Source organism: Streptomyces sp. NPDC048734, from assembly GCF_043198675.1.
Lineage (GTDB): Bacteria > Actinomycetota > Actinomycetes > Streptomycetales > Streptomycetaceae > Streptomyces.
Map to the genome: position 1 here is coordinate 132072 of NZ_JBICUZ010000006.1, position 21986 is coordinate 154057.

Here is a 21986-nt window from a genome sequence, read left to right on the forward strand (position 1 = left end):
CCTGCGTCCACACCTGCGGGGAGCGGCGTTCCAGGCACCGGCTTCGGGCGCAGCGGTTGAATTTCGGACACGGAGTCGGTCAGGGTCGTCCTGCCCACTCCGAACGGGCCCGCGACCAGGATCCTCACCAGGTGGCGGACGGAACAAGAACCGCAGTGCCGGCTGCAGGGGTCGAAAGCCCCTGCAGCCGGCGTCCGGGCCGAGGCGGGGATCTTCAGGAGATGCTGGTGGACTGTGTCGGTGATCACCGTGCCGGCAGAGCAGGGCAGCCGTCGGTCTCGCTCGGCGAGCCAGGACGCGAGGCCGTGGGTGCCGTCGGCAAAGTCCGTCCGGATGAGCGCCCGCCGCCCTCGTCGTCACCCCTTCGGCAACTGGGTCAAGGCCAGTTGGGCGGTGACGACACGGTCGGCAGCCGTGTTCGAGCCTGCCGTTTCCCGGTCCGGTGAGGTCCACGCCCGTCCGGAGGGCGGCTGCTTGCGTCGCCCCGACGGCTCGGCCTGCTGTGGAGCGCTGACCTGGCGCGTGTCATGAGCCATGGGACAGGTGGCCTCTGCCGGTACCGGCAGATCACAGGGCTGTACCGGGCAGGAACGGGGGACGGCGGGCGGGGACGGCGGCCTGCAGCCTCGAGCAGGTCCTGGCGGCTGTGCGGGACTCCAGGGCTGCCGGACTCCAGGGCTGCCGGATCGATCGAGGTGCCTCGTCACGAAGTCCCGACGAAGATGACCCTCGCGGAATCCGTGGTCGCAACCATCAGGTGCGCTGTGGCGACACCTCCGCGTTCGCGGCCGGATCCGCCCTCGGCCCCGTACCCGACCTGCACGGGCGGCACGTCCGACCCCGTGGGCGCCGCAGCGGTAAGGGCCTGCGGCGTTCGGCGGCGCCGGTCAGCGGCGGAACTGGCGCCGGCATGGGTCGAGGGGCTGACGCCCGTCGTTTCCCGGAATCGGACCGTCGGACGGCACCTTGCCCACCGGACGCTCCGCGAACTGGGCCTGGCCGCCTTCGCGGTGCGAGGCCACGACCATGCGGCGGGCCACGCGCGCGGCAACGTCGGCGCCGTGGTCGGCGAACAGCTTCATGCAGGCGGTGAAGGTGCCCCTCGGCTCACGGACGTCGGCAGTCACCCAACCGAATCGGCCTGCGTGTAGGGCCGGATGGCCACCGTGACATTCATCGTGAAGGTGTTCGCCCCCGCCGCGGACGGCAGGCCCAGGACCCGGTCGAGCACGCGGCCCAAGGGGCCGCAGCCCTTGGTGCGCGGGGCGGCGAACTCCGCGTCCTGGGCACCGAAGGCGACGACCAGGGGCTCCTTGGACATCACCCGGGTGGGACCGGTGTCCTTGAGCACCAGGTGGACCGCGTCCTCATCGCTGCCCACCGCGCAGCCCGACGACGGTGGGGCCGGCAGCCCGCGCGCCGAGCCGATGGCGAACTTGATGTCGAACTCGCCGCGCCGGGTGTCGTCGGAGAGGAAGTCCGAGTAGCCGCCGTACTGCGGCATCAGGGTCAGCGGGGTGCCTCCCACCCGGATCGGCGCAGCGGTCATCTCCCCGAAGACCTGCCGGAATTCACCGTCCACACGGCCTTCCGCAAAGGTGATCTTCATAGGCTCGGTGAGCAACTCGTCGACGGCGCCCATACGCAGCCGCCCCGTGGCGTGCATGACCTCGCAACGCCAGGTCCCGGGGTCCGCACCCGTGGGCAGCTCATCGACGGTCGGGCAGGCGGAGAAGTCGAACTCGGGCAGATCCGCGGCCCGTTCAGTTCCATGCGCGGGTGCGGCGCCCAGGGCGAGTCCGGCGAGCAGTGTCCCCGCAGCAGCACGTGCGAAGCGGCGGGCCGTGCGATTCGAGGTCACTCGGTTCGGTGTCATGCACCACAGGGTTGCAGATTTCCCTCTGCAGAGAAAGCTCTGCAGAGGAATCGCTGTGATTTGGCTAGACTGCCGCCATGACGAACGAGCGGAGAGCGGAAGCCGCAGGGCGGCGCACGGTCGACAGCCCCGAGGTGCTCAAGGCCCTCTCACACCCCTTGCGCCTGCGCATCCTGCGCCACCTCGGCGCGGTGGGCCCAGCCACCTCGACCACGCTGGCCGCCGCCCTCGGCGAGAACACCGGGACGCTCAGCTACCACCTGCGCATGCTGGAGCGCAGCGGCCTCATCGAGGACATCCCCGAACGCTCCACCGGGCGTGAGCGCTGGTGGCGCGGGGTGCGCGGCCTCGACATCCGCAGACCGCCCCAGGACGAGCTGACGGAGGCTGAGCGCGCCGTGTCGGCCGAGCTGGACCGGATGAGGATGGAGGAGGACGTCGAGCTCGCCCGGCAGTTCACCGCCGGGCAGGCGAAGTCCGAAGGCTGGATGCGGGGTTCGCGCAGTCTCGTCCACCTCACGAAGGACGAGCTGGACGCCTTCCACGACGATTATCTGGCCCTGCTCGCGCGTTACGCCCGCGGCCCCGAGGACGCCCCCGACGAGGCACGACCTGTACTCCTCCGCTGGTTCGGCCTGCCTGCCGACTGACCGGTAGCCGACCGGCGAACCGGCTGATCGACCGACCGGCCTTACGGGTGAGGCCTTACGGGTGAGGTGAGAAAACGGACCACGACCTCGCCGACCGGCCGGCCACGGTGGCCGGCCGGGTCGACCTCGATGTCCTGCGATCACGCCAGACCCGCCCGGAGGCGTCCCATGACGACGGCCTGTCCGAACTCGTGGTGACGCTCGACGACAGTCCTCCTCCCGATGACGGGCAGGCGAGTGACGGTCCGCTGATCCTGGGCGGTGTCGCGGGTGCGGAGCCGGGTCGCCGGACGGGCCGCTTCCGTTCAAAGCCGGGTGATCCGAACGGGGAAGTCCCGGCACGGCCGATGGGCACGAAATGTCGGCGTGCAGCGATGTGCTCGGCCGGGTACGAGCGAACGCGCTCAGCGTCGGGCCGTTTCCGCCGGCGACCTCCGCTGTGCCCGCCTTGGGCTGCAGGTCGCCATCTCCGACTCCGCCCGGAGCGGTGGCGAGGCACCCGGCCGGGACCGGTGCCGGCGTCGACGGCCATTTCGACCCGGTCGAGCGTCACCCGGCGACGTGGCAGGGCGCCGGCGCACCGCTCCCGCCCGCGCACGCCTCACCCCCCGGCGGGGGCCGTCTCGGTGCGGTGGTCGTAGTACGCCCACAGGACCACCGCGACCGCGGCGGTGAGGGCCACGGCCGCGACGCGCACGCCGCCGGAGGTCAGATACGCGACGAGAGCGGTGAGCGCGCCTCCGCCGAGCATGATCAGACGGCTCACGACGCGGTGGCGCGGTCGCTGCGGCTCCTCCCGGTCCTTCAGCTCGTGCAGGGCGTCGCGGCCCGGATGCCGCGAGCCGCGCCGGACCCGCGTGCGGTACTCCAGTCCGTAACTGATCAGCGCGTACAGCGCGAGCGCGGCCAGCGCCCAGAGCCAGTCGCCGGGATCACCGACGGATCCACGTGCCAGATGCATGACACCACTCTCCTCTTCGGCATCCGGATGCCCGGCCCTCCCGTTCGTGAACCCGGCAGATCTCCGCCCGGGCCACCGGCGCGCCTTCGCCCCAGGTCACGCTCCTTCGACTTCCGTGACCGCCGGCCAGGTTGTCGCAGCGGAGGAGTCGAGGGTCCGCACCGGTGCGGCTGCGCCGCCGCGGGCAGCAGGATGCGGGCGGCGTCCCGATCGGACGCGGACGCCGGCGTGACCAGCACGGCCGGAAGGAGTCCGCGTGTGCCGCGGTCACACCAGCGTGGCCCGGACGCGGTGCCGAAGCCGGTGTGACCGCCTCACTCGAGGTGGGAGTCGTCACCTGGCACGGGACTCAGAAGTCGTCCGCACCGTTGCGGAGTTCGGGGGTCCAGTAGCCGGTGAGGGCCTTCGCCGGGTCGACGGCGATGCCACCGCTGCCGGGCGCGGTGACCGCGATGACCGTGGAGTCGTCCTCCAGCACGACGGAGAACGCCGACACCGGTTCGTTGTCCTCGTCGACCCCGCCGTCCGAGAGCTTCACCAGGGCGTAGGCCGGGGCCCCCGCCGTGAGCACGACCGGCGCGGCCGGCTCGCTCTTGGCGACGGACGGGACGTCCTGTTTGTGGCTCTCCAGGAACTGGATGTGCGGGAAGCCCGTCAGCCGGCAGGCGTGCCGGGTGGTGTTCCGCGCCGTCAGGACGATGTGGGTGTAGGGCGGACCGTCCTGCGTGGCGGCGGTGACGCGGACGTCCCGTGCGGTGCAGACCGGAGTGGAGGCGGTCGCCCGCTCACCGGTCGAACCGGTCGAACCGGCCGTGCCCGCGGAGGCACCGGTGGATCCCTCGGAGCCCTTCGAGCCGGCCGAGCCCGCGGAGTCGGTCGCCCCCGTCACGGCGGACGTGTCGGTGCCCTTGCCGGCGGTCGCCGGGGACGAGGCCACCGTGGCCGAAGTGGTGGGCTCAGAAGTCGACTTGGAGTCCGTGTCGCTCTGGCAGGCGGTGAGGGACAGGGCCAGAGCCGTGCCCGCGACGGCGAGCAGTGCAAAGTGGTGGCGCGGAGTGTTCATGGAGAGTTCCCCCGTGAGTGGTGCGGGGCCGCGGCACGGTGCCGTCGGCCGATGTCGTCCTGCTTGCTTTTCGCTGTGGTCAGTTGCCCTTGCCGGGCCGGTGGTCGGACGGCAGGGCGTGTACGGACTCGCGCGGATCCGCGTGCGCGGCCTCCAGTGGTTCCGGGACGCCGTGATGGCCGAGCGCGTACAGGTTCCGGCCCGGGTCCCAGGTGTTGCAGGCGTAGATCGCGTTGCCCTTGGTCCACGTGTGGGAGCCGGGGATGTTCAGCACGTACGCGGCGCCGTTCGCGCGCTCCTCCCGGGGGCGTCCGTACGCGTGGACGTGGTGGAAGCGCACGTCGGAGATCGTGCCGTCGTTCATCAGGCGGTGGGCCACGTCGCTGCACGCCATGTGCGTCTCGGTGTGTTCCAGCCAGCCGGCGGTGAACTTGTGCGAGGCGCCGGGGTACTGCGCGGCGAGCGCCCTGGCCTGGGCGTCGATCCGGTCGACGAGTTCGTCGCAGGCGGGCGTACTGGCGAACCCGTCGTCCACCACCTTGAAGTTGACGACCTTGTCCACGCCGAGCGCCTTCGCGGAGGCCATGAACTCGGCGGTCCGGGCGGCGACGATCCCGGTGGTCCCGTCGGTCGGCCAGGACAGGCCGTGCCTGCCGCCCGCGGCGCACGGATCGGGCTGGACCACTGGGTGAGGGGACACGGGTCGGTGTTCATGCGCACGGCCAGATCCGGGTTGCGGCCGTTGCTCACCAGGACGAGGTGGACGGGCCGGCCCGCCGCCTTGTGCTCCAGGACGGCCCCGGCCAGGCCGGTCGCGGCGTCGTCCTGGTGCGGGGCGTAGAAGACGGCGGGCTTGGCGGCGGCCGACGCCGCGGGGGCCCGGCCCGTCTGGTACGCCACGGCTGCGGCGGTCAGCGCACCGGCTGCCAGGACGCTCCGTCTGGACGGTCCGGCGGCGTGTTCCCCCCTGTCGTTCATGTGGAAGATCCCCGTTCGGTGAGCTACGGCACGCATGCCACGGTCGTTGGACGACGGATGGTCTTCGCCGCCCCCCGGGCCTGGACGGACCCGTTCCCCGACGGGTCCGTGCGCCGGGGCGCCCGCACCGCGCAGGGCCGGCAGGGGCGTTCCGCGTCGGCCTTCAGTCGATCACTTCCGGTCTCCACGGCCCAGGCGGTTCTCCCGGCAGAAGTATCGACGGCGATACTTCTGCCGGGGGCTCGCATCCGGACGAGCCGGACGACGGGGGACATCGACGGTGCGCGACGGCACGCCTTCCACGGAGGACTTCGGGCAGCGGGTGCGGGCTCTGCGGGTCCGCGCCGGACTGAGCCAGGAGGCGCTGTCCCACGCTGCCGGGGTGAGCGTCAGGGCCCTGGCCGACATGGAGCGCGGGCGTACCCGGGGGCCGCAGCGCCGTACGGTGCGGGCACTGGCCGAAGCGCTGGGGCTGGACGGCGACGAGGCGGCGGGTCTGGAGAAGTCGGCCGCCCTCGGCAGACCGCGCCCCGGGCCGGCCACCGGCGCGGCCGGTTCCGGCACCCTGGCGCTGCCGCGCGACATCCAGGACTTCACCGCCCGCGACACGGCCCTCGCCCGGCTGCTGGACCTGGTGCGGGACGCCGGTCCGCACCGGCCGGTGGTCACCGTGGTCGCCGGGCAGCCGGGTCTGGGCAAGACCGCGTTCGCGGTGCGTGCCGCGCACCGCCTCGCCCCGCACTTCCCCGACGGGCAGTTCGCCCTGGACCTGCACGGCATGGGCCCCGAGCCGGCCACCCCCCGGGACGCGCTGGCCCGGCTGCTCGGCGCGCTGGGGGTCGCCGAGGCGGCGATACCGGCCGACGCCGACGACCGTGCCGGTCTGTGGCGCTCGCTGTCCGGCGGGCGGCGCATGCTCCTGCTGCTGGACAACGCCGCCGACGAATCCCAGGTCGCCCCCCTGCTGCCGGGCACCGGGCCGTCCCTGACCATCGTCACCAGCCGCCACGCCCTGGCGGGTCTGGAGTCCGTGCACCGCACCGATCTGGCCCTGCTGCGACGCGAGGAGGCGGTGGAACTGCTGGCCCGCATCATCGGCCCGGACCGGGTGCGGGCGGAGGCACAGGCCGCACGCGACCTCGCCGACCTGTGCGGGCACCTGCCGCTGGCCGTCCGGATCGCAGGCCAGCGGCTCCTCGGCCGACCGCACGAACGCCTCGGCAAGCTCGTCGCCCGTCTCGCCGCCGAGGGCCGGCGGCTGGACGGCCTCCAGGCCGGAAGTCTGCGGGTGCGGGCCGCCTTCGCGCTCTCGTACCGGCAGCTCCCAGCGGCCTCGCGGACCTTGCTGCGCCGCGCCGCGCTGGCCGCCGGAGCGGACTTCAGCCCTGGGACCGCGGCGCTCCTGGCCGGCCTGTCCTACGACGAGGCGGCCGCCCGCGCCGAGGAACTGACCGACGCCGGACTGCTCCAGAGCGATGCCGCCGCCGAGCGGTACCGCTTCCACGACCTGCTCAGGCTGTACGCGGCCGAGCAGGTCGAGGCCGAGGACGGCCCCGGCGTCCGTGACGCCGTCCTCGACCGGACCGCGTCCTGGATGCTGCGCCGGGCCACCGTCGCCGCGCTGCACTTCGACGTCGACCACGAACGGACCACCCCGCCGGACGACCCGGACCCGGACCGGGCGCCCACGGGCCGGGAGGAGGCCCGGGCCTGGCTGGAGACCGAACGGGCCCAGTGGCTCGCCGCGCTGCGCCGGGCCCACGAGAGCGGCGGGTACCGGCAGGTGCTGGACACGGCGGAGGCGATGCACTGGTTCTCCGACCTCAACCAGCACTGGGAGCAGTGGGTGGAGGTGTTCCGGCGCTCGGCCGACTCCGCCCGTCTGCTGGGCAGCAGGCCGGAGGAGGCGGTGCACCTCAACTACCTCGCCTGGGCCTACAACATCTGTGTCCACGACCCGCACGCCGCCCTGACGAGCGCTGACGCCGCACTCGCCGCGGCCCGCGAGTGCGGCGACGGGCTTCAGGAAGGCTGGGCGCTCGGTTACGGCGCGGGCGCGCTCCACCGGCTGGGCCGCACGGACGAGGCCGAGGGGCGCCTGCGCGAGGGGGCGCGCTGCCTGGCCCCACAGAAGTCACCGCAGAGCCGGCTGGCCGAGCTGTCGATCCTCAACACCCTGGGCACCCTGCTGCGCCAGACCGGCCGGGCGGCCGAGGCGCTGGACGTCCACCGCCGCAGCGAGCGGATCTGCCGCGCGGGGGTCCCCGGCCGGACGGACCAGGTGATCACGGCGTACCACGCGGTCGCCCGGCAGCAGATCGGCAACGACCTGGCGGCCCTGGAACGCTGGCACGAGGCCGAAGCGCCGCTGCGGCAGGCCCTCGCCGCCTTCGACACCGTGCAGATGGCGGCCTGGGCTGAGCAGGCCCGGCTCGACCTGGGCCGGGTGCTCGCCGCCCTGGGGCGCCCGGAGGCCCGCGAGACGCTGCTCACCGCCCGCGACGCCCTCGCCGCACTGAGGAGCCCGCTGCAGGTCGAGGCCGCCGCCGCACTCGCCGCACTCGACGAGCCCGCCGCGGGCACCGGCTGACGCGGGGAGCGGCTGACACGGAGAGCGGCACCGCTCGGCGCGGAGGCTGGTGCAGGCTGCGCGCCACGGTGACCGCGATGAGTCGGCACTGACTGCTGGACGAAGTGGGGGTCCGGAAGCCGCTGAACTCGTGACGCGGCTGTACGGCCGGTCCGGTTCCGACACCCACGACCGGTCCGGTTCCGACATCGTGGGCAACGGTCCGCCGGACAGGTCCTGCCGCACTCCCCCTCCCCGGTCGATCTGATCCTCGGAAACCTTCCTGAGCGATGACCGGCACGGTGAAGCCGCGGAGGGCGCCACACCTCGTCTCCGTCCGGTCTCGGCCCCGATCCGGAGCTGCCCCACCGGAGGGTCGCCTTCATGCCCGGCCGGAATTCCACCTGCCGTTGGCGCTTCACTCCGAGTCCGAGTCCGAGTCCGCAGCCACCATGCTCACGGTCCATTACGCCATGTCCCGGCCGGGCATCAAGTTCAACGCGGTCGAACCCGGCACCACCGCGACGGAGCTGACCGCGGCGCTCGGCATCGGAAGGGCGCCGGAGGGGAGTGCCAGGGTCGTCGTGCGCCTGGCACTCTCGACGCGGACGGTCCGGCGGGAGCTTTCCGGGACGAGAACGGGCGGGACGAGAACGGGGAAGTGCCCTGGTGACCGTGTGAAAACGTTCGGGGCCGCCGGGCAGGGCCGGCCTCCGACCTCTCCCAGCAACCGGTCCCAGGCCGCCACGTCCGCCCCGGCTTCCCGAGCCCGGCCCCGGCCCCGACGGCGGCATCGTCCGGTCCGGACGACCGAGGTCAGGGGCCGATGCGGTCGGTCGTCCGGGTGAGCGAGTCATAGTGCCGTGCGGCCTCCCACCGGCCCGCCAGAACGCCCGACGGTGCAGCGGTCTGCTGGGACAGGCCGTCCCGCGGACCGTGCCGGACGGGGTCGCGGACCGTGCCGGACGGGGTCGCGGCCGCGGCCGCGCGTGATGTGGGAATCCAGCGGGCCGGGTCGTAGGGGGTCCAGCCGGCCGCTCTCCGGCGCGTCACGCAACGTCCGCCAGGCCCTCTCGCGCAGGCGCAGCAGGACATCGTCGGGCTGCGCCGCCCACGCGAGCACCCGGGTACGGCCGGTGAACCGCACGAGCCCGTCCAGGTGCAGAGGGAGGGGCAGGACCGCGAGTTCACGCCGCAGCCGGCCCCGTACCTCCGACGTGAGCGCGTCGGCCGTGGCCGAGGTGAGGTGCGGACGGTTCGTCGGATGACGGTGCGTGGCCCGACCGGGCAGGCTCAGGCCGAGCAGGCGGCGCCACACGTCCTCGACGGCAGCTTCCGTCGCCGGGGCGGGCAGCAGTTCCACCGTGTGCACCCTGTCAGGGTACGGCCGGCGCGATCATCTGCGTCCGCCCGGCCACGGCACGGCTGACGGGCCTGTACCTCGAAGCAGGACTGCCTGATCTCCGTCCTGCGGGTGGCACCCGTCCGGCCTGCCGTGGTGGCGGAACGTACGGAGTCCGGTGAGGGTGGGGTGGGGTTCGCCGTCCCCGTCGGCCAGGCCCTCTGCGACCATCCACGAAGGAGCACCGTCATGTCTGAACGCAATACCGCCATCCGCAGCCTGCACGATCTCGGTCTGGCAGCCTGGTTCGGAGGCTCGCTGATGGGCGCGATCGGCCTCAACGGCGCGGCCAGGGACGAAGGCGGAACGGAGACGGCCAGCGACCGGATCTCCTCGTCGGGGTGGGCGAAGTGGGTGCCGGTCAACGCCGCCGCGATCGGCGCGCACCTGTTCGGCGGCGGCGGGCTGCTCGCCGTGAACGCCCACCGCGTCGCCACCCAGCAGGGCGTGGCCGCCTCCACCACGGCCAAGACGGTCGTCACCGCGGCGGCCCTGGCCGCCACCGCCTACGCCCGCGCCCTCGGCAAGAAGATCGAACTGGCGTCCTCCCCCGACCCCGAAGACGCCGAGAAGGCGGCGAAGCACCCCATCGACCTGCACAAGGCGCGGCGGCAGCTGGCTTACGCGCAGTGGGCGGTACCGGCCCTGACCGGCGGCCTGGTGGTGCTCAACGCCCTGCACGGCGAACAGCAGCGCCCCGTCGAGCAGATTCCCGGCATGTGGGAGCGGGCGCGTTCCGTGACCCACCTGTGTGCGTAGAGCCTGCGTGACGGACTGGAGGTGATCACCGGCCGTGACTCGTGCCCGCGAGATGCGCGCCTGTGGCGCCGGGGCATGAGGTGCACCGTCAGTCCGTCACGAAGCCACCGTCCGCACGGTCGCCGTCGACGACCGGCTCCGGGCCCGTGAGCCGAACGGACCCCGGCCGGGTCAGTATCCGATGGCCTCTCGGAGAAGCAGCACGGTGCCGCGCCCCGGGCGGGGTTCCGCGTTGAGGATGAGCAGGCGGTTGACGGCACTGGGCCTCCCGTACGCCGCCCGGGCGCGGGCGTTCTCCATCGGGAGGGCGTGCTCCTCGACGCGGCGCAGGGCTGTGCTCAGGTCGGGCACCACCTTCTGCGCGCCGACGATCCAGACCTCGTGGGCGGCGCCGCCCGCGTGGGCGGGGAGCTGGCTGCCGCTGCCCGAGGCGAGAACGAGCGAGCCGGTCCCGGTGACGGCGGCGACGCTGTTGACGACGAATTCGGGGCCGGCGACCAGCCTTCGGATCTCGTCGGCGCCGGTGGCACGGTCGACGGCCGGGACGCGCGGCCTGACGGCGTCGTACCGGCCGCCGGCGTTGATGTCCTCGTCGATGCCGGACAGCCGGAGGGTCTCGCTGGCTCCGGTGAGCACGCCGGCGCCCTCGGGGACCAGGTCCTTGAGGCGGGCGCGCGCGGCCGCGGCGGCGTCGAGGATCTCGGCGGCGAAGCCGTTGGCACGCAGCGCGGCGGCCACCCGCTCCAGGCGTGAGGCCACCGCGACCGCCGACGGTGGCGGGCTGGCCGTCACCCACCCGCGCACGGTCGTGGGCGGTGAGCGGATCGCACGTCACCACGCCGAGATCGCCCGCCTGTCGGGCGGCCGCACGACGTTGCTGGAGTACACGGTCAACAGCCTGCCCGGCTTGGTGGCGCGGCAGGACGACCACATCGCGACCGTGTTCGCGTTCGAGACCGCGGGCGACCGGATCAGACGTATCTGGGCGGTGCGAAACCCCGAGAAGCTCCGTCCCTGGCGGATCGGCTGAGCAGCGACCCGGGACACCGCGGCGATCGGTTCACGGCCCGCGCCGGCCCGCACCGGACCCGCATCTCGAACATGTCTGGTGCCGTGGCGGGCGGCGTTCGCCCGTGAAGGAGCGGCGGCCGGTGCGTGCTCCGGGGGTACCCCCGGCCGGAGGCTGGGGGTGTGCCGGCCGGGGCCCTCGTACCGGACGTGCTCGGGTCTTCGGCCGGTGCGGCGGGTGGGGTCCCCCTCCGGGGGAGCGTGCCGGGCGTCGCGACGGGGCGAACGTCGCCCCGTCGCGGCACTAGTCGCGGGGCGGGCGGGTGGCGGTGTCGAGGTAGAAGGCGTCGATGCTCTGGACGGCCTGCTCGAACTGCTCCAGGTTGACCGGCTTGGTCACATACGCGTTCGCGTGGCTGGTGTACGCGCCGGTGACGTCCTCGGGGGCGGCGGACGTGGTGAGGACGACGACGGGGATGGTCTGCAGGTCCTCGTCCGTCTTGAGGATCCGCAGGAGTTCGCGTCCGTTCATCCTGGGCATGTTCAGGTCCAGGACGATCAGGTCGGGGCGGGGGTTGCCAGGGGTGCGCAGGTGCTCGAGTGCGGCGACTCCGTCGGTGACCTGGACGAGGTTGCGGGCTCCGCGCTCGGAGAGAGCTTCCTCGATGAGGAGGGCATCGGCCATGTCGTCCTCGACGAGAAGGACGTCGAAGGGCCGTGCGGGGCTGGTCATCATCGGGTGCTCCATGGGTGCTTCGTCGGAGTGGTGGAAGAGTCCGGGCCAGCGACGCCGGGCGCCCTGGCGGGTCATGCCGCAGGCGGCACCGAGTTGCGGGTATCCGGCACCCGCGCGGGCGGCGGAGAGTGCCGCGCCCCGCTGGAGGCGTTCGGCGGCGTGCCGGAGCTGGTCCAGCACGTACAGCAGGGTCAGCGCCTCCGCGGGGTCGCCCTCCGGCGCGGTCGGGACCTCTTCCAGGAGTTGGAGAGTGAGGCGCCTCGCAAGCCGGCCGACTGCCGCGTCCGCGACGGCTGCCGTTTCCTCGGGAGTGATCCGCGGGCTGAAGTTCTTGCCAGGCACGTTCAGCACCTTAGGCTCCGGCCGGGCACCTCGACAACAATAGTTGTCACGATGCATCTAAAGTGGCGGCTGCCCCCGCATGGTGCAGGCGGCATCACATCGGCATCACATCGGAGGGGTCACGGCATGAGCGGGAACGCGAGACCGCGTGCGCGAAGGTTTTCCACCTGGACGACGCGGCGGTGGCTGCGTGTCGGGGCGGCGGTCTCGCTGACGGTGCTCGCGCTCCTCGGAGTGACGGGCGCGTCGGTGCTGGCGCGGACGGAATCGATCAGCGAAGACCTCGTGGAGGTGAGATCTCCCGCTCTGAGCACGTCGTTCCGGCTGGAATCGGCGCTGCTGAACCAGGAGACCGGCATTCGCGGATACGGCGCCACCGGCACCCCGGAGTTCCTCGTCCCCTACCGGCAGGGCCTCACCGCCCAGGCGGCCCACACCGCACACCTGACGGAGCTGCTGCACGACGACGCGGCCGATCTGAAGGACCTGGAAGCCGTGCGGGACGCCGCGGAGACCTGGCAGGCGAGGATCGCCCGTCCGATCGCCGCCGCGCCCGCCGGAACGCCTTCGTCGCTGGCCTCCGAACGCGCCGAGGAGGGCAAGGAGGCATTTGACGCGCTGCGTTCCGCCCTGAGTGATCAGCAGGAGCGGCTGCAGACGGAGCGGGCGCACGCGGCGGAGGACCTCTCCTCCACGATGGCGCTGCGGAACTGGGTGTTCAGCGCGATCGCGGCCGTCATCCTCGCTCTGACGATCTTGGTCTTCGAAGGACTGCGCCGCGGCATCACCGCCCCCCTGGCCCAGCTGGGGGCGGACGCCCGCACCATCGCCGGCGGTGCCTTCGACCACCCCATCACCCCTGCCGGGCCCGCGGACCTGCGACGGCTCAGCAGTGAGATCGACTTCATGCGCCGACGCCTGGTGCGCGAGCTGGCGTTCACCGAGGAGGCCCGGCTGCGCCTCGACGCGCAGACCGCCGACCTGCAACGCTCGAACGCAGAACTGGAACAGTTCGCGTATGTGGCCTCCCACGACCTCCAGGAGCCGCTGCGCAAGGTCTCCAGCTTCACGCAGCTTCTCCAGCGCCGCTACGGCGGCCGGCTCGATGCCCGGGCCGACCAGTACATCGACTACGCGGTCGACGGCGCGAACCGCATGCAGACCCTGATCAACGATCTGCTCGACTTCTCCCGTGTCGGCCGCGTCCACCACGAGATGCAGAGCGTCGACCTCGGCTCCGTGCTGGAGCGGACCCTGTCCTCCCTCAGCGTGAGCATCGAGGAGACAGGTGCCTCGATCACGCACGACCCGCTGCCGTCCCTGGTCGCCGACCCCACCCAGATGGGCATGCTCTGGCAGAACCTGATCGGCAACGCCGTCAAGTTCCACCGTCCCGACCGGACGCCCGAGATCCACATCTCCGCCGCGCGGGAAGGCGCGCTGTGGCGGTTCGCGGTCACGGACAACGGCATCGGTATCGACCCCGAGTACGCCGAGAAGGTGTTCGTGATCTTCCAGCGGCTCCACACCAGGGAGGCCTACAACGGCAGCGGCATCGGCCTGGCCATGTGCAAGAAGATCGTCGAATTCCACGGCGGCACCATCGGCGTCGACCCCGACCACCACGACGGCGCCCGCATCACGTTCACCCTGGCCAGCGAACCGCCCGAAACCGCGGCGCCCTCCACCATGCCGGAAGCGACCCGCGCCGACGCGGAGCCGACGCCGTGACCGCGCCCGCCACGCACACCCCCGGCGGTCCCTCGCCGGACCCCGCGTACCGCATCCTCCTCATCGAGGACGACCGGGCGGACGCCCTGCTCGTCGAAGAGCTCCTCCACGACACCGGGCTGCGGTTCGACCTGACCACGCGAACGACCCTTGCCCAGGCCCGCACCGAACTCGCCGTCTCCGCGATCGACTGCATCCTGCTCGATCTCCATCTGCCCGACGTGTCGGGCACCAGGGCCATCGCCGCCGTCCGCGAACTCGCCCCCCACACCGCCGTGATAGTCCTCACCGGCCTGTCCGAGACCCAGGCTGGAGCCGAGGCGATGGCCGCCGGCGCCCAGGACTACCTGGTCAAGGGCAAGGTCGAAGCCGACCTGCTGCACCGCACCGTCCGCTACGCCGTCTACCGCAGCCAGACCGAACGCACAGCCGCCGACGCCCAGAAGGCCCGCCTGCACGCCGAGGAGAACGCCCGCCTGGAACGGGGCCTGCTGCCCCAGCCCATCCTCTCCACCTCCACGGTCACCGTGACGACCCGATACCTGCCCAGCGCCGAAAGAGCCCTGCTCGGAGGGGACTTCCTCGACGTCGTCGAAGACGACGACGGCCTCCTGCACGCCGTGGTCGGCGACGTCAGCGGACACGGCCCGGACGCCGCCGCACTCGGTGTCTGCCTCCGCATCGCCTGGCGCTCCCTCGTCCTGGGCGGACACCACGGTCCCGGCCTCCTGCACCTCATGGAACGCATCCTGATCGCCGAACGCGGCCCGCAACCCCTGTTCGCCACCTGCACCCTCCTCACCCTCGACCAGAACGCCGCCACCGCCACCCTCTACCTGGCCGGTCACCACGAACCCCTCCTCACCACCGCCGAAGCCACCCGGGAACTGGCCGCCGCCCACGGAATGGCCCTGGGCATCGCCCCCGAGCTCGGTACCTGGCCGGCCACGGTGGTCCCGCTGCCCGCCGCCGGGGCCCTGACCCTCTACACCGACGGCCTCACCGAAGGACACAACGGCCCGCACACCGAGCGGCTCGGCGTCGAAGGGCTCCTCGCCCTGATCGGGAACCTGCCGCAGGCGGACCCGGCCGCCCATGTCGACCGCCTCATCGAGGAGACCCAGACACTGAACGCCGGACGTCACACCGACGACCTCGCCGTACTCCGCCTCGACTGGGGCGACATGTAGGTGACGGCCGCCCCTGCCGTTGTCTGCGCCCGCGCGGAACGAAGGCCGCAACCGCCGCAGCGCCTCGGGCTCCGCGCCACCGGTTCACCCGCCCGGCGACCCTGTACGGCCCCGGCACGCACCCGGACCGGCGGCCCGGACCACCGCGACGGCGTGTTCGCTGACGGCGCGTACCGGGTGCTCGTCCGGTGCCGTACGGGGTCACCGCCTTGACGGACCGCGGCCGTCAGCGACGGGCCGGCCGGAACACGGGGCCGGCACACGCCGCGCGTCCTGGAGTCCCTCGACCGGGTCGACCACCACTTCGCCGCGAGCGGACAGCCGCGCCTGCGCCGCCGGGGTTTCGGCGGCCCCGCCCTGCCCGGCGACGTCGGCCATCCCCGCTCGGCGCTCCGCGGCCCTTCAGGTGATGCGTCAGGCGGGCCCTTCCTGCACCGGCGGAACGGCTGTGCACGGGCGAGGAGACGGCGATGTCCGGCGGACGGGCATCGTCGGCCCGACCGGGGGCATCAGCAGGGCCAGGAGCATCGCGCGGCCGGTTCGCGGCCGGTGCCGGCATCGGCCGCAGACAGTGACACGAGAAGGGGCGGACCATGACCCTGGAGCATCCGGCCGAGAGAGGCGGGCGCAGACGCGGCCCCTTCGAGGAATTCGCCGAACGCGCGTCGAACTTCACCAGCAGCCCGGCGTTCTTCGGCGTCTGCCTGCTGCTGGTCGGCATCGTCATCGGTGTGCACATCGCCAAGGCACCGCTGACCTGGATGCTGCTCGCCGGCGAGTCCATGACCGCCGTCACGCTCCTGCTCCTGGCGCTGCTGAAGAACAGCGAGCGGCGCGCCGAGCACGCGGTGCAGCAGAAGCTGGACGCCATCGCGGCCGCCCTGCTGGAGACGGGACGCGGCGAACCGGGCCCGGCCCAGCGCTCCCTGCGCACCGCCATCGGCATCGAGGAACAGACCTGATCCCGCCGCACGGCACACGGCCGTCGGCGTGCGGCACAGGACACATGACACGGGGCACAGGGCACAGGGCACAGGGCACAGGGCACAGGCTGCCGTTTCACCAGCCTCAACGGCACGGAGACCGACGTGGACTTCGCGGCCCACGCCGCGCGCCCGGCGAAAAAGGGGTGTCAACGGCGGTGGGCAGCGACGTTACAGTCCGCCCCATGAAAATCCACAGACTCGGTCCCACCCTGTTCCACCGACCTCGTCCGAGCCCTCGACGCCGACCCCGTCGCCCGCACCGCCTACGACGAGCTCTCCCCCAGCCGCAAGCGCGCCTGCATCCACACCATCGAGAGCGCCAGGAAACCCGAGACCCGCCACAGCCGCATCCAGAAAACCCTCGCCACACTCCGCAACCAGCCACTGACATAAGCCACCCGCTTCCTCGCGCGGGTCCGCGGCGCCTCCACACCGGCCGACCCCCGGACGGCGATCCGCAGGCGTCAGGTCGGGGACGGGCGGTGGCGTGGTGACCACGGTGAACAGGACCGTCGGGAACAGCGTGTCCCCGGTCCCGGGAGAGAGCGGTTCGACGTCGTCCGTCAGCGGCAGGTCCTGGTGGTCCGGGGCGGTGAAGAGCCGAGCCGTGCGGGGTGGCCGTACGCGAGGGGGACGCCCGCCACGTGGATCTCGCCGACGGCACCCACAGGCACCTCCCGCCCCGCGGCGTCCAGGAGCCGGACGCGTGCCCCCGGCCGGGGGCGCCCGGTGGCCGGCCACTGCCCGGCGGCGGCCCGACCGGCTCGTTCTTCGAGGACGACGGCGTCATCCCCTGGTGACCCCGACCCCGTCGTGATCGGGCGGCAAGCGCCGGCGCGCTCGACGCGACCGGGGATACCGAGGCAGTGCGGCCAGGAGTACCACCGCCCCCGGCCGACAGTCTCTCCGCCGACGCCGACGGCCGACCACCCGCTCTCGTGGTCGGCGTCGGCCGTCGCCGGGCGCGAACGGGCTGGTGCCTCGGCGACCGGCGTGGTGGGTGGTACGCCATGTCACCACGCCGACACCGTCGAGCCGGATGCTCAGTCGAGGCAGAACTCGTTGCCCTCGACGTCCTGCATCACGATGCACGACTCGTTCTCGTCATCGGCGGGCAGCAGTCGTTCGCGTACCGCGCCGAGCGCGACCAGTCGTGCGCATTCGGCCTCCAGGACGGCCAGGCGCGCCTCGCCCACGAGTCCGGTGCCGACCCGCACGTCGAGATGCAGCCGATTCTTGACGGTCTTGCCTTCGGGAACGCGCTGGAAGAACAGTCGCGGGCCCACACCGGAGGGATCGGCGCACGCGAACCATGAACCCTGTTCCGCGGGCGGCAGTGAGCGATCGTAGTCGTCCCAGGTGGTGAACCCCTCCGGTGGCGCCGGGACGACGTACCCCAACACCTCGCACCAGAAACGAGCGACGCGCTCGGGTTCTGCGCAGTCGAAGGTGACCTGGAACTGCTTGATCGATGCCATCAGGCCACCGTAGCAGGGAGGCTCGAGTGCCCAATTCCCGTGCCGAGCAGGCAGGTTGACGGGAGAATGTCCCCTGCCGGCCCGGCACCCCCACGCGATGGACCACTTCAGGTGACGGCAGTCGGATCGGTGGTCGGCTTCCCGCCGGTGACCGGGTGGGCGGCGGTCGGGGTCGGCTGCTTGTCGACGAAGGAGAGGCCGGGCTTGCCGGGGCGGGTCACGAGCGGCGCGACGCCGTTGGACGGCAGTGCCCCGGCCACGGCCGGAGCCAGGGTGACCTTGGTGGTGCCGGACCTGACGTGGACGGTCGCCGGGGAGGCAGGTGCGGGGCCGGCGGTCACGGCCGCTGCGGTCACGGAGCTGATGCCGATCAGCCCGGTACGGGTCAAGGCGGTTCGATCTCCCGTCAGTCGCGGTGTTCCCGACGTCGCAGGAGATGCGTACGTCCGAAGACCGGCGGCCGGCGACCGGCGACCGGCGACCGGATGCACCCTCTTCACGAGCCTTCTCGTCACCCGTGCGCGGGCCGGGTGCATCCGGCAGGGCCCTCGGCGACGAAACATCTTCGACCGACACCGCACCGTGCTGCACACCACGAGGACCTCATGTCTGCTTCCGCGCCCCTGCAGCCCGAGTCCGTTTGGGACTACCCCCGGCCGCCCGCCGTGCGCGAGGACGCCCGTCGCACTCGTGTCGAGTGCGGCGGCCTGCTCGTGGCGGACACCGGGAGAGCGGTCCGTGTGCTGGAGACCAGTCACCCGCCCGTGTTCTACGTTCCCCCCGCGGATGTGCGTCTCGACCTGCTGCGCCCCGCTTCCGGCGGCACCTGGTGCGAGTGGAAGGGCAAGGCACGGTACTGGGATCTGGTCGTGGGTGACGACGTGCGCGAGCGAGCCGCCTGGAGCTACCCACAGCCCACTCCCGCCTACAGCCTCATCACGGACTTCCTCGCCTTCTACGCGAGCCGGGTGGACCGCTGCACGGTCGGGGACGAGGAGGTGCAGGCCCAGGACGGCGACTTCTACGGCGGCTGGATCACCCAGGACGTGCGGGGGCCTTTCAAGGGAGCACCCGGAACACTCACGTGGTGAGAAGGGTCTTCACCAGGGCAGGGCGACGTCCCCCCACCCGCGCCCACGCCGAGGTGGTCCTCCCGAGCCAGGTCACCAGCCTCTCCCCCACGACGGCCCCGTGCCCGCCCTCGCCGTCGTCGAGACGGTGATCGCCGGCCTCGCGACGGCTGTCGGCGGCGAAGGACACCTCCACATGCGGCACGACGAGGACGTGGCCCGCCGTATCGGCCTGCTCTGACCGGCACCGCCCGGTAGCCCGCCCGTCCGGCGGATCCGGAGCCTGCGTCGTCACCGTGCCGCGCATCAGCGTCTTCTCGGCCGGAACGGGGCGGGACGCCGCCGGCGTCGTCGAACGGTCGGCGCCGAGCGGCCACCCGTACTTCGTGCCCGGGCGGCCCGGCGGATGCGGACGCCGCCGGCAGACCACGGGCGCGCGGTGTCCCCACCCCGGCCGTCCCTCGCCGGACGGCGGTGCCGGACGGGAACAGTCGGAGGGGGACAGGCGGAGGGGGACAGGGGACGGCAACCCGAGCCCAGGCTCACGGAGACAGCGCCTGCCAGGCACGGGCAAGCCGCCTCGACCGGCTACGCAGCCGGTCACCGCCCCGCTGCGACGCCGTCCCGCGTGATCGTTGCGGGGACAGCCCTCCGGTCCGCTGTCCCCGCCCACGTGTCGACGACGTGCCGGTCCTCCCCGCTCCCTCCCACCGGGCCCGCGTTCACGACTCATGCGGTCAGCACCCGGGCGAGCCACGCGGTGCGGGTTCGGCGGGCCGTGGCCGAGAGGCGCGCCTGTGGGTACAGGGCGTCGAAGCCGTGGAAGCCGCCCGCCCAGACGTGGAGTTCGGCCTGGCCGCCGGCCGCCCAGATGCGGGTGGCGTAGTCGGTGTCCTCGTCGCGGAAGACCTCGGCGGAGCCGGTGTCGACATAGGTGGTCGGCAGGCCGGAGAGGTCGTCGGCGAGCGCGGGCGAGACGTACGCGGGCACCTCGTCGTCGGTGAGGTCGCCGAGGACGGCACGCCAGCCGAACTCGTTCATCTGGCGGGTCCAGACGCCGGGCCCGTCGGCGTACTGGCGGCTGGAGGTGCTGGTGTTGCGGTGGTCGAGCATGGGGCAGATCAGCATCTGCGCGGCGATCGCGGGGGTGCCGAGGTCGCGGGCCAGCAGGGTGACGCCGGCGGCGAGGCCGCCGCCCGCGCTGGCGCCGGCGACGACGATCCGGGCGGGGTCGATGCCCAGTTCCTCTGCGTGTCCGGCGATCCAGAGCAGGCCCCGGTAGCAGTCGTCGACCAGGGCGGTGCCGGTGGCCTCGGGCGCGAGCCGGTAGTCCACGGAGACCACGACCGCGCCGAACTCGTCGAGCCACTCCAGGGGGATGTCGATCTGCGCGAAGCGGTCGCCCATGACCATCCCGCCGCCGTGGATCCAGTAGACGCACGGCGCGGCGTCGCTGCTGCCGTCGGTGTTCGCGGGGCTGAACACCGACAGGGGAATCGGGACACCGTCCTCGGCCGGCACGGTGACCTCGCGCCGGTCGGCCTGCCGGTGGGCGAGCAGGGACTCGACGGGTGTCGAGGGGAACTGGCGCAGTTGCGCGAGCGTTTCCGTGTCGAGCCGGGACATGAGGGGCATGCCGGCGAGGAGTTCACGCAACTCGGGGTCGAGGGCGGGTCGGGCCGTGGTCATGGTCGCGGGCCTTTCACGGGTCCGGGGCGGACGGCCGGACGAGGACGGGGTACGCCTCGGCAGCCGCCGGGAAAGCGGGGGGCGGGGGCGGGGATCGTTCCGGAGGTCAGAAGGCGGCCTTGCCGCGGACCGGGACGTGGTCGGTGTACTCGGCATCCTTGGCCAGCAGTCCGTCGATCTGCGCCACGACGGCCTGTGCGGCCTCGCCGGCGAAGATCCGGTGGTGGTCCTCCTCGCTGGTCCAGCCCTCGATGACGTGGACGACGTCGGGGTCGGACGCGGAACGGGAGACGAGGTAGACGACGCAGTGTTCGCTGTCGCCGGGACCGCCCTCGTTCAGGCCGGTCAGCAGCAGGTCGACCAGTCGACCGCCCATTCCGGGCCTGGCGGTCAGGGCGGCGCTGAAGCCGTACTTGGCGATCATGGGGACCTTCTTCTGCCTCGACGGATTGGAGTGACCCCATTCAATCGCCCTGACCTGCACAAACGTTAGACAGATGCTCGCCACTACTTGCACGATCCTCGCGACTGCGGGAGTCCGGAGGTCGCATGGTGCTGCAATGGACGCATGCACCTCGACGAGCTCCGCACCCTGCTGGCCCGGCATGCCCGCCCCGACTGCACCACCGCGATCGACGGCGTCCTCGTCTCGAAGGTCGACCGGCCGGATCCGCCGGCACCCTCGATGTCCGGCACGGTGCTCGCCGTCATCGCCCAGGGCGCCAAACGCCTCGCGCTGGGCGACCGCGTCTACGAGTACGGCGCCGGTCAGTACCTGGTCGCGTCCGTCGATCTGCCCGTCACCGGGCAGTTCACCCAGGCCCGCCCCGAGCAGCCGGCCCTGGGCTTCGGTCTCGTGCTGGAACCGTCCGCCGTCGCCGAGCTGCTGCTGCAGGCCGGTCCCGGCGACACCCCCCGCCCCGGCGGGGGCACTCCGTCGGGGATCGCGGTCAGCGACGCTCCGGCTGCGCTGCTCGACGCGGTGGTGCGCCTGCTGCGCCTGCTCGACGAACCCCGCGACCGGGCCGTACTGGCCCCACTGGTCACACGCGAGATCCTGTGGCGGTTGATCACGGGCGAGCAGGGCGCGGCCGTACGCCAGCTCGGCCTCGCCGACAGCGGACTCAGCCATGTCTCCCGGGCCGTGCGCTGGATCCGCGAGCACTACGCGCAGCCCTTTCGGGTCGAAGACGTGGCACGCCTGTCCGGAATGAGCGTCTCCGCCTTCTACCGCAACTTCCAGGCGGTGACCGCGATGAGCCCCATCCAGTTCCAGAAACAGATCCGGCTCCAGGAGGCGCGGCTGCTGCTGGCCACCCACCCGGGCGACGTCACCGGGGTGGGCCACCGCGTCGGCTACGACAACCCCTCGCAGTTCAGCCGCGAGTACCGCCGCCAGTTCGGCGCACCCCCGAGCCGGGACGCGGCCCGCATGCGCGACACCGCACGCACCCCTGCGAACGTCCTGCCCTGAGCGAGGCCGGGCCCGGTGTGACCG

The 21986-nt window shown here is 72.6% G+C and carries 22 protein-coding genes and 2 pseudogenes; 11 read left to right on the plus strand and 13 right to left on the minus strand.

All coding sequences use genetic code 11. The features are described from left to right. Nucleotides 1-185: 185 nt before the first annotated feature. From ACGFQC_RS17805 to ACGFQC_RS17815, 3 genes and pseudogenes are all read right to left on the minus strand, one after another. Nucleotides 186-428, minus strand: a pseudogene (locus ACGFQC_RS17805) (IS1380 family transposase); the annotation flags it as partial. A gap of 459 nt (nucleotides 429-887) precedes the next feature. After that, nucleotides 888-1082 carry a hypothetical protein gene (locus ACGFQC_RS17810; RefSeq protein ID WP_393288345.1) on the minus strand — a complete coding sequence of 65 codons (195 nt, stop codon included), beginning with the start codon at nucleotides 1080-1082 and terminating at the stop codon, nucleotides 888-890. A 41-nt stretch (nucleotides 1083-1123) separates the two neighbouring features. Continuing rightward, entirely contained in the window at nucleotides 1124-1876 is a 753-nt protein-coding gene (locus ACGFQC_RS17815; RefSeq protein ID WP_363090620.1) for a hypothetical protein, read from the minus strand. Between the two features lie 77 nt (nucleotides 1877-1953). Between ACGFQC_RS17815 and ACGFQC_RS17820 the strand changes: the two genes are divergently transcribed. Then, complete coding sequence (locus ACGFQC_RS17820; RefSeq protein ID WP_363090619.1) at nucleotides 1954-2526, plus strand: helix-turn-helix domain-containing protein; 573 nt, start codon at nucleotides 1954-1956, stop codon at nucleotides 2524-2526. A gap of 601 nt (nucleotides 2527-3127) precedes the next feature. Here the strand turns inward: ACGFQC_RS17820 and ACGFQC_RS17825 are convergent. The 3 genes from ACGFQC_RS17825 to ACGFQC_RS17835 all read right to left on the minus strand — a co-directional run bounded on the left by ACGFQC_RS17825 (nucleotide 3128) and on the right by ACGFQC_RS17835 (nucleotide 5235). Further along, on the minus strand, nucleotides 3128-3487 hold the full coding sequence (locus ACGFQC_RS17825; protein WP_363090618.1) for a hypothetical protein: 360 nt from the start codon (nucleotides 3485-3487) through the stop codon (nucleotides 3128-3130). A gap of 349 nt (nucleotides 3488-3836) precedes the next feature. Continuing rightward, nucleotides 3837-4550, minus strand: a complete 714-nt coding sequence (locus ACGFQC_RS17830; RefSeq protein ID WP_363090617.1) for a DUF4232 domain-containing protein — start codon at nucleotides 4548-4550, stop codon at nucleotides 3837-3839. Nucleotides 4551-4629: 79 nt separating this feature from the next. Next, complete coding sequence (locus ACGFQC_RS17835) at nucleotides 4630-5235, minus strand: hypothetical protein (RefSeq protein WP_363090616.1); 606 nt, start codon at nucleotides 5233-5235, stop codon at nucleotides 4630-4632. A gap of 573 nt (nucleotides 5236-5808) precedes the next feature. On the opposite strand from ACGFQC_RS17835, the gene ACGFQC_RS17840 reads away from it, so the two are divergent. After that, the gene (locus ACGFQC_RS17840) at nucleotides 5809-8118 is read left to right on the plus strand and encodes a helix-turn-helix domain-containing protein (protein WP_363090615.1); all 2310 of its coding nucleotides are present in this window, start codon (nucleotides 5809-5811) and stop codon (nucleotides 8116-8118) included. Between the two features lie 832 nt (nucleotides 8119-8950). Here ACGFQC_RS17840 and ACGFQC_RS17845 read toward each other — a convergent pair. Beyond that, nucleotides 8951-9469 carry a 2'-5' RNA ligase family protein gene (locus tag ACGFQC_RS17845; protein WP_363090614.1) on the minus strand — a complete coding sequence of 173 codons (519 nt, stop codon included), beginning with the start codon at nucleotides 9467-9469 and terminating at the stop codon, nucleotides 8951-8953. A gap of 219 nt (nucleotides 9470-9688) precedes the next feature. Here ACGFQC_RS17845 and ACGFQC_RS17850 point away from each other — a divergent pair, with 219 nt between their 5' ends. Beyond that, nucleotides 9689-10258 carry a hypothetical protein gene (locus ACGFQC_RS17850; protein ID WP_363090613.1) on the plus strand — a complete coding sequence of 190 codons (570 nt, stop codon included), beginning with the start codon at nucleotides 9689-9691 and terminating at the stop codon, nucleotides 10256-10258. A 171-nt stretch (nucleotides 10259-10429) separates the two neighbouring features. Here ACGFQC_RS17850 and ACGFQC_RS17855 read toward each other — a convergent pair whose 3' ends face one another. Then, entirely contained in the window at nucleotides 10430-10996 is a 567-nt protein-coding gene (locus tag ACGFQC_RS17855; RefSeq protein WP_363090612.1) for an LUD domain-containing protein, read from the minus strand. Here ACGFQC_RS17855 and ACGFQC_RS17860 point away from each other — a divergent pair. Then, nucleotides 10974-11288, plus strand: a complete 315-nt coding sequence (locus ACGFQC_RS17860) for a hypothetical protein (protein ID WP_363090611.1) — start codon at nucleotides 10974-10976, stop codon at nucleotides 11286-11288. The two genes, ACGFQC_RS17855 and ACGFQC_RS17860, sit on opposite strands and share 23 nt — an antisense overlap. Nucleotides 11289-11570: 282 nt before the next feature. On the opposite strand, the gene ACGFQC_RS17865 is transcribed toward ACGFQC_RS17860, so the two are convergent. Next, complete coding sequence (locus tag ACGFQC_RS17865) at nucleotides 11571-12344, minus strand: response regulator (protein WP_363090610.1); 774 nt, start codon at nucleotides 12342-12344, stop codon at nucleotides 11571-11573. A gap of 126 nt (nucleotides 12345-12470) precedes the next feature. On the opposite strand from ACGFQC_RS17865, the gene ACGFQC_RS17870 reads away from it, so the two are divergent. From ACGFQC_RS17870 to ACGFQC_RS17890, 5 genes and pseudogenes are all read left to right on the plus strand, one after another. Beyond that, nucleotides 12471-14075: a CHASE3 domain-containing protein gene (locus ACGFQC_RS17870; RefSeq protein WP_363090609.1), complete on the plus strand. Its 1605-nt coding sequence runs from the start codon at nucleotides 12471-12473 to the stop codon at nucleotides 14073-14075. Further along, on the plus strand, nucleotides 14072-15265 hold the full coding sequence (locus tag ACGFQC_RS17875) for a fused response regulator/phosphatase (protein ID WP_363090608.1): 1194 nt from the start codon (nucleotides 14072-14074) through the stop codon (nucleotides 15263-15265). Before ACGFQC_RS17870 ends, ACGFQC_RS17875 begins: the two co-directional genes overlap by 4 nt. A gap of 593 nt (nucleotides 15266-15858) precedes the next feature. After that, nucleotides 15859-16227, plus strand: coding sequence for a low affinity iron permease family protein (locus ACGFQC_RS17880; RefSeq protein WP_363090607.1), 369 nt, complete (start codon nucleotides 15859-15861; stop codon nucleotides 16225-16227). Between the two features lie 255 nt (nucleotides 16228-16482). Further along, nucleotides 16483-16644, plus strand: a pseudogene (locus tag ACGFQC_RS17885) (YdeI/OmpD-associated family protein); the annotation flags it as partial. 221 nt (nucleotides 16645-16865) lie between these two features. Further along, on the plus strand, nucleotides 16866-17051 hold the full coding sequence (locus tag ACGFQC_RS17890) for a hypothetical protein (RefSeq protein WP_363090606.1): 186 nt from the start codon (nucleotides 16866-16868) through the stop codon (nucleotides 17049-17051). A gap of 243 nt (nucleotides 17052-17294) precedes the next feature. Here the strand turns inward: ACGFQC_RS17890 and ACGFQC_RS17895 are convergent, their stop codons facing one another. Both ACGFQC_RS17895 and ACGFQC_RS17900 read right to left on the minus strand, forming a co-directional pair. Then, nucleotides 17295-17729, minus strand: coding sequence for a VOC family protein (locus ACGFQC_RS17895; protein ID WP_363090605.1), 435 nt, complete (start codon nucleotides 17727-17729; stop codon nucleotides 17295-17297). Nucleotides 17730-17836: 107 nt separating this feature from the next. Next, on the minus strand, nucleotides 17837-18118 hold the full coding sequence (locus tag ACGFQC_RS17900; RefSeq protein ID WP_363090604.1) for a hypothetical protein: 282 nt from the start codon (nucleotides 18116-18118) through the stop codon (nucleotides 17837-17839). A gap of 216 nt (nucleotides 18119-18334) precedes the next feature. On the opposite strand from ACGFQC_RS17900, the gene ACGFQC_RS17905 reads away from it, so the two are divergent. Continuing rightward, nucleotides 18335-18820: a DUF427 domain-containing protein gene (locus ACGFQC_RS17905; protein ID WP_363090603.1), complete on the plus strand. Its 486-nt coding sequence runs from the start codon at nucleotides 18335-18337 to the stop codon at nucleotides 18818-18820. A gap of 708 nt (nucleotides 18821-19528) precedes the next feature. Here the strand turns inward: ACGFQC_RS17905 and ACGFQC_RS17910 are convergent. Together ACGFQC_RS17910 and ACGFQC_RS17915 are read right to left on the minus strand one after the other, a co-directional pair. Beyond that, on the minus strand, nucleotides 19529-20488 hold the full coding sequence (locus tag ACGFQC_RS17910) for an alpha/beta hydrolase (protein ID WP_363090602.1): 960 nt from the start codon (nucleotides 20486-20488) through the stop codon (nucleotides 19529-19531). 106 nt (nucleotides 20489-20594) lie between these two features. Next, nucleotides 20595-20912 (minus strand): antibiotic biosynthesis monooxygenase, encoded by a 318-nt coding sequence (locus ACGFQC_RS17915; RefSeq protein WP_363090601.1) that lies wholly within the window; start codon nucleotides 20910-20912, stop codon nucleotides 20595-20597. A gap of 144 nt (nucleotides 20913-21056) precedes the next feature. On the opposite strand from ACGFQC_RS17915, the gene ACGFQC_RS17920 reads away from it, so the two are divergent. After that, on the plus strand, nucleotides 21057-21962 hold the full coding sequence (locus ACGFQC_RS17920) for an AraC family transcriptional regulator (protein ID WP_363090600.1): 906 nt from the start codon (nucleotides 21057-21059) through the stop codon (nucleotides 21960-21962). Nucleotides 21963-21986: the final 24 nt, after the last annotated feature.

What these genes read in the sequence shown, in the direction of transcription:
- ACGFQC_RS17810 (WP_393288345.1), bottom strand. Translation starts at nt 1,082, where the DNA reads ATGAAGCTGTTCGCCGACCACGGCGCCGACGTTGCCGCGCGCGTGGCC.
- ACGFQC_RS17815 (WP_363090620.1), bottom strand. Translation starts at nt 1,876, where the DNA reads ATGACACCGAACCGAGTGACCTCGAATCGCACGGCCCGCCGCTTCGCA.
- ACGFQC_RS17820 (WP_363090619.1), top strand. Translation starts at nt 1,954, where the DNA reads ATGACGAACGAGCGGAGAGCGGAAGCCGCAGGGCGGCGCACGGTCGAC.
- ACGFQC_RS17825 (WP_363090618.1), bottom strand. Translation starts at nt 3,487, where the DNA reads ATGCATCTGGCACGTGGATCCGTCGGTGATCCCGGCGACTGGCTCTGG.
- ACGFQC_RS17830 (WP_363090617.1), bottom strand. Translation starts at nt 4,550, where the DNA reads ATGAACACTCCGCGCCACCACTTTGCACTGCTCGCCGTCGCGGGCACG.
- ACGFQC_RS17850 (WP_363090613.1), top strand. Translation starts at nt 9,689, where the DNA reads ATGTCTGAACGCAATACCGCCATCCGCAGCCTGCACGATCTCGGTCTG.
- ACGFQC_RS17870 (WP_363090609.1), top strand. Translation starts at nt 12,471, where the DNA reads ATGAGCGGGAACGCGAGACCGCGTGCGCGAAGGTTTTCCACCTGGACG.
- ACGFQC_RS17880 (WP_363090607.1), top strand. Translation starts at nt 15,859, where the DNA reads ATGACCCTGGAGCATCCGGCCGAGAGAGGCGGGCGCAGACGCGGCCCC.
- ACGFQC_RS17895 (WP_363090605.1), bottom strand. Translation starts at nt 17,729, where the DNA reads ATGGCATCGATCAAGCAGTTCCAGGTCACCTTCGACTGCGCAGAACCC.
- ACGFQC_RS17905 (WP_363090603.1), top strand. Translation starts at nt 18,335, where the DNA reads ATGTCTGCTTCCGCGCCCCTGCAGCCCGAGTCCGTTTGGGACTACCCC.
- ACGFQC_RS17910 (WP_363090602.1), bottom strand. Translation starts at nt 20,488, where the DNA reads ATGACCACGGCCCGACCCGCCCTCGACCCCGAGTTGCGTGAACTCCTC.
- ACGFQC_RS17915 (WP_363090601.1), bottom strand. Translation starts at nt 20,912, where the DNA reads ATGATCGCCAAGTACGGCTTCAGCGCCGCCCTGACCGCCAGGCCCGGA.
- ACGFQC_RS17920 (WP_363090600.1), top strand. Translation starts at nt 21,057, where the DNA reads ATGCACCTCGACGAGCTCCGCACCCTGCTGGCCCGGCATGCCCGCCCC.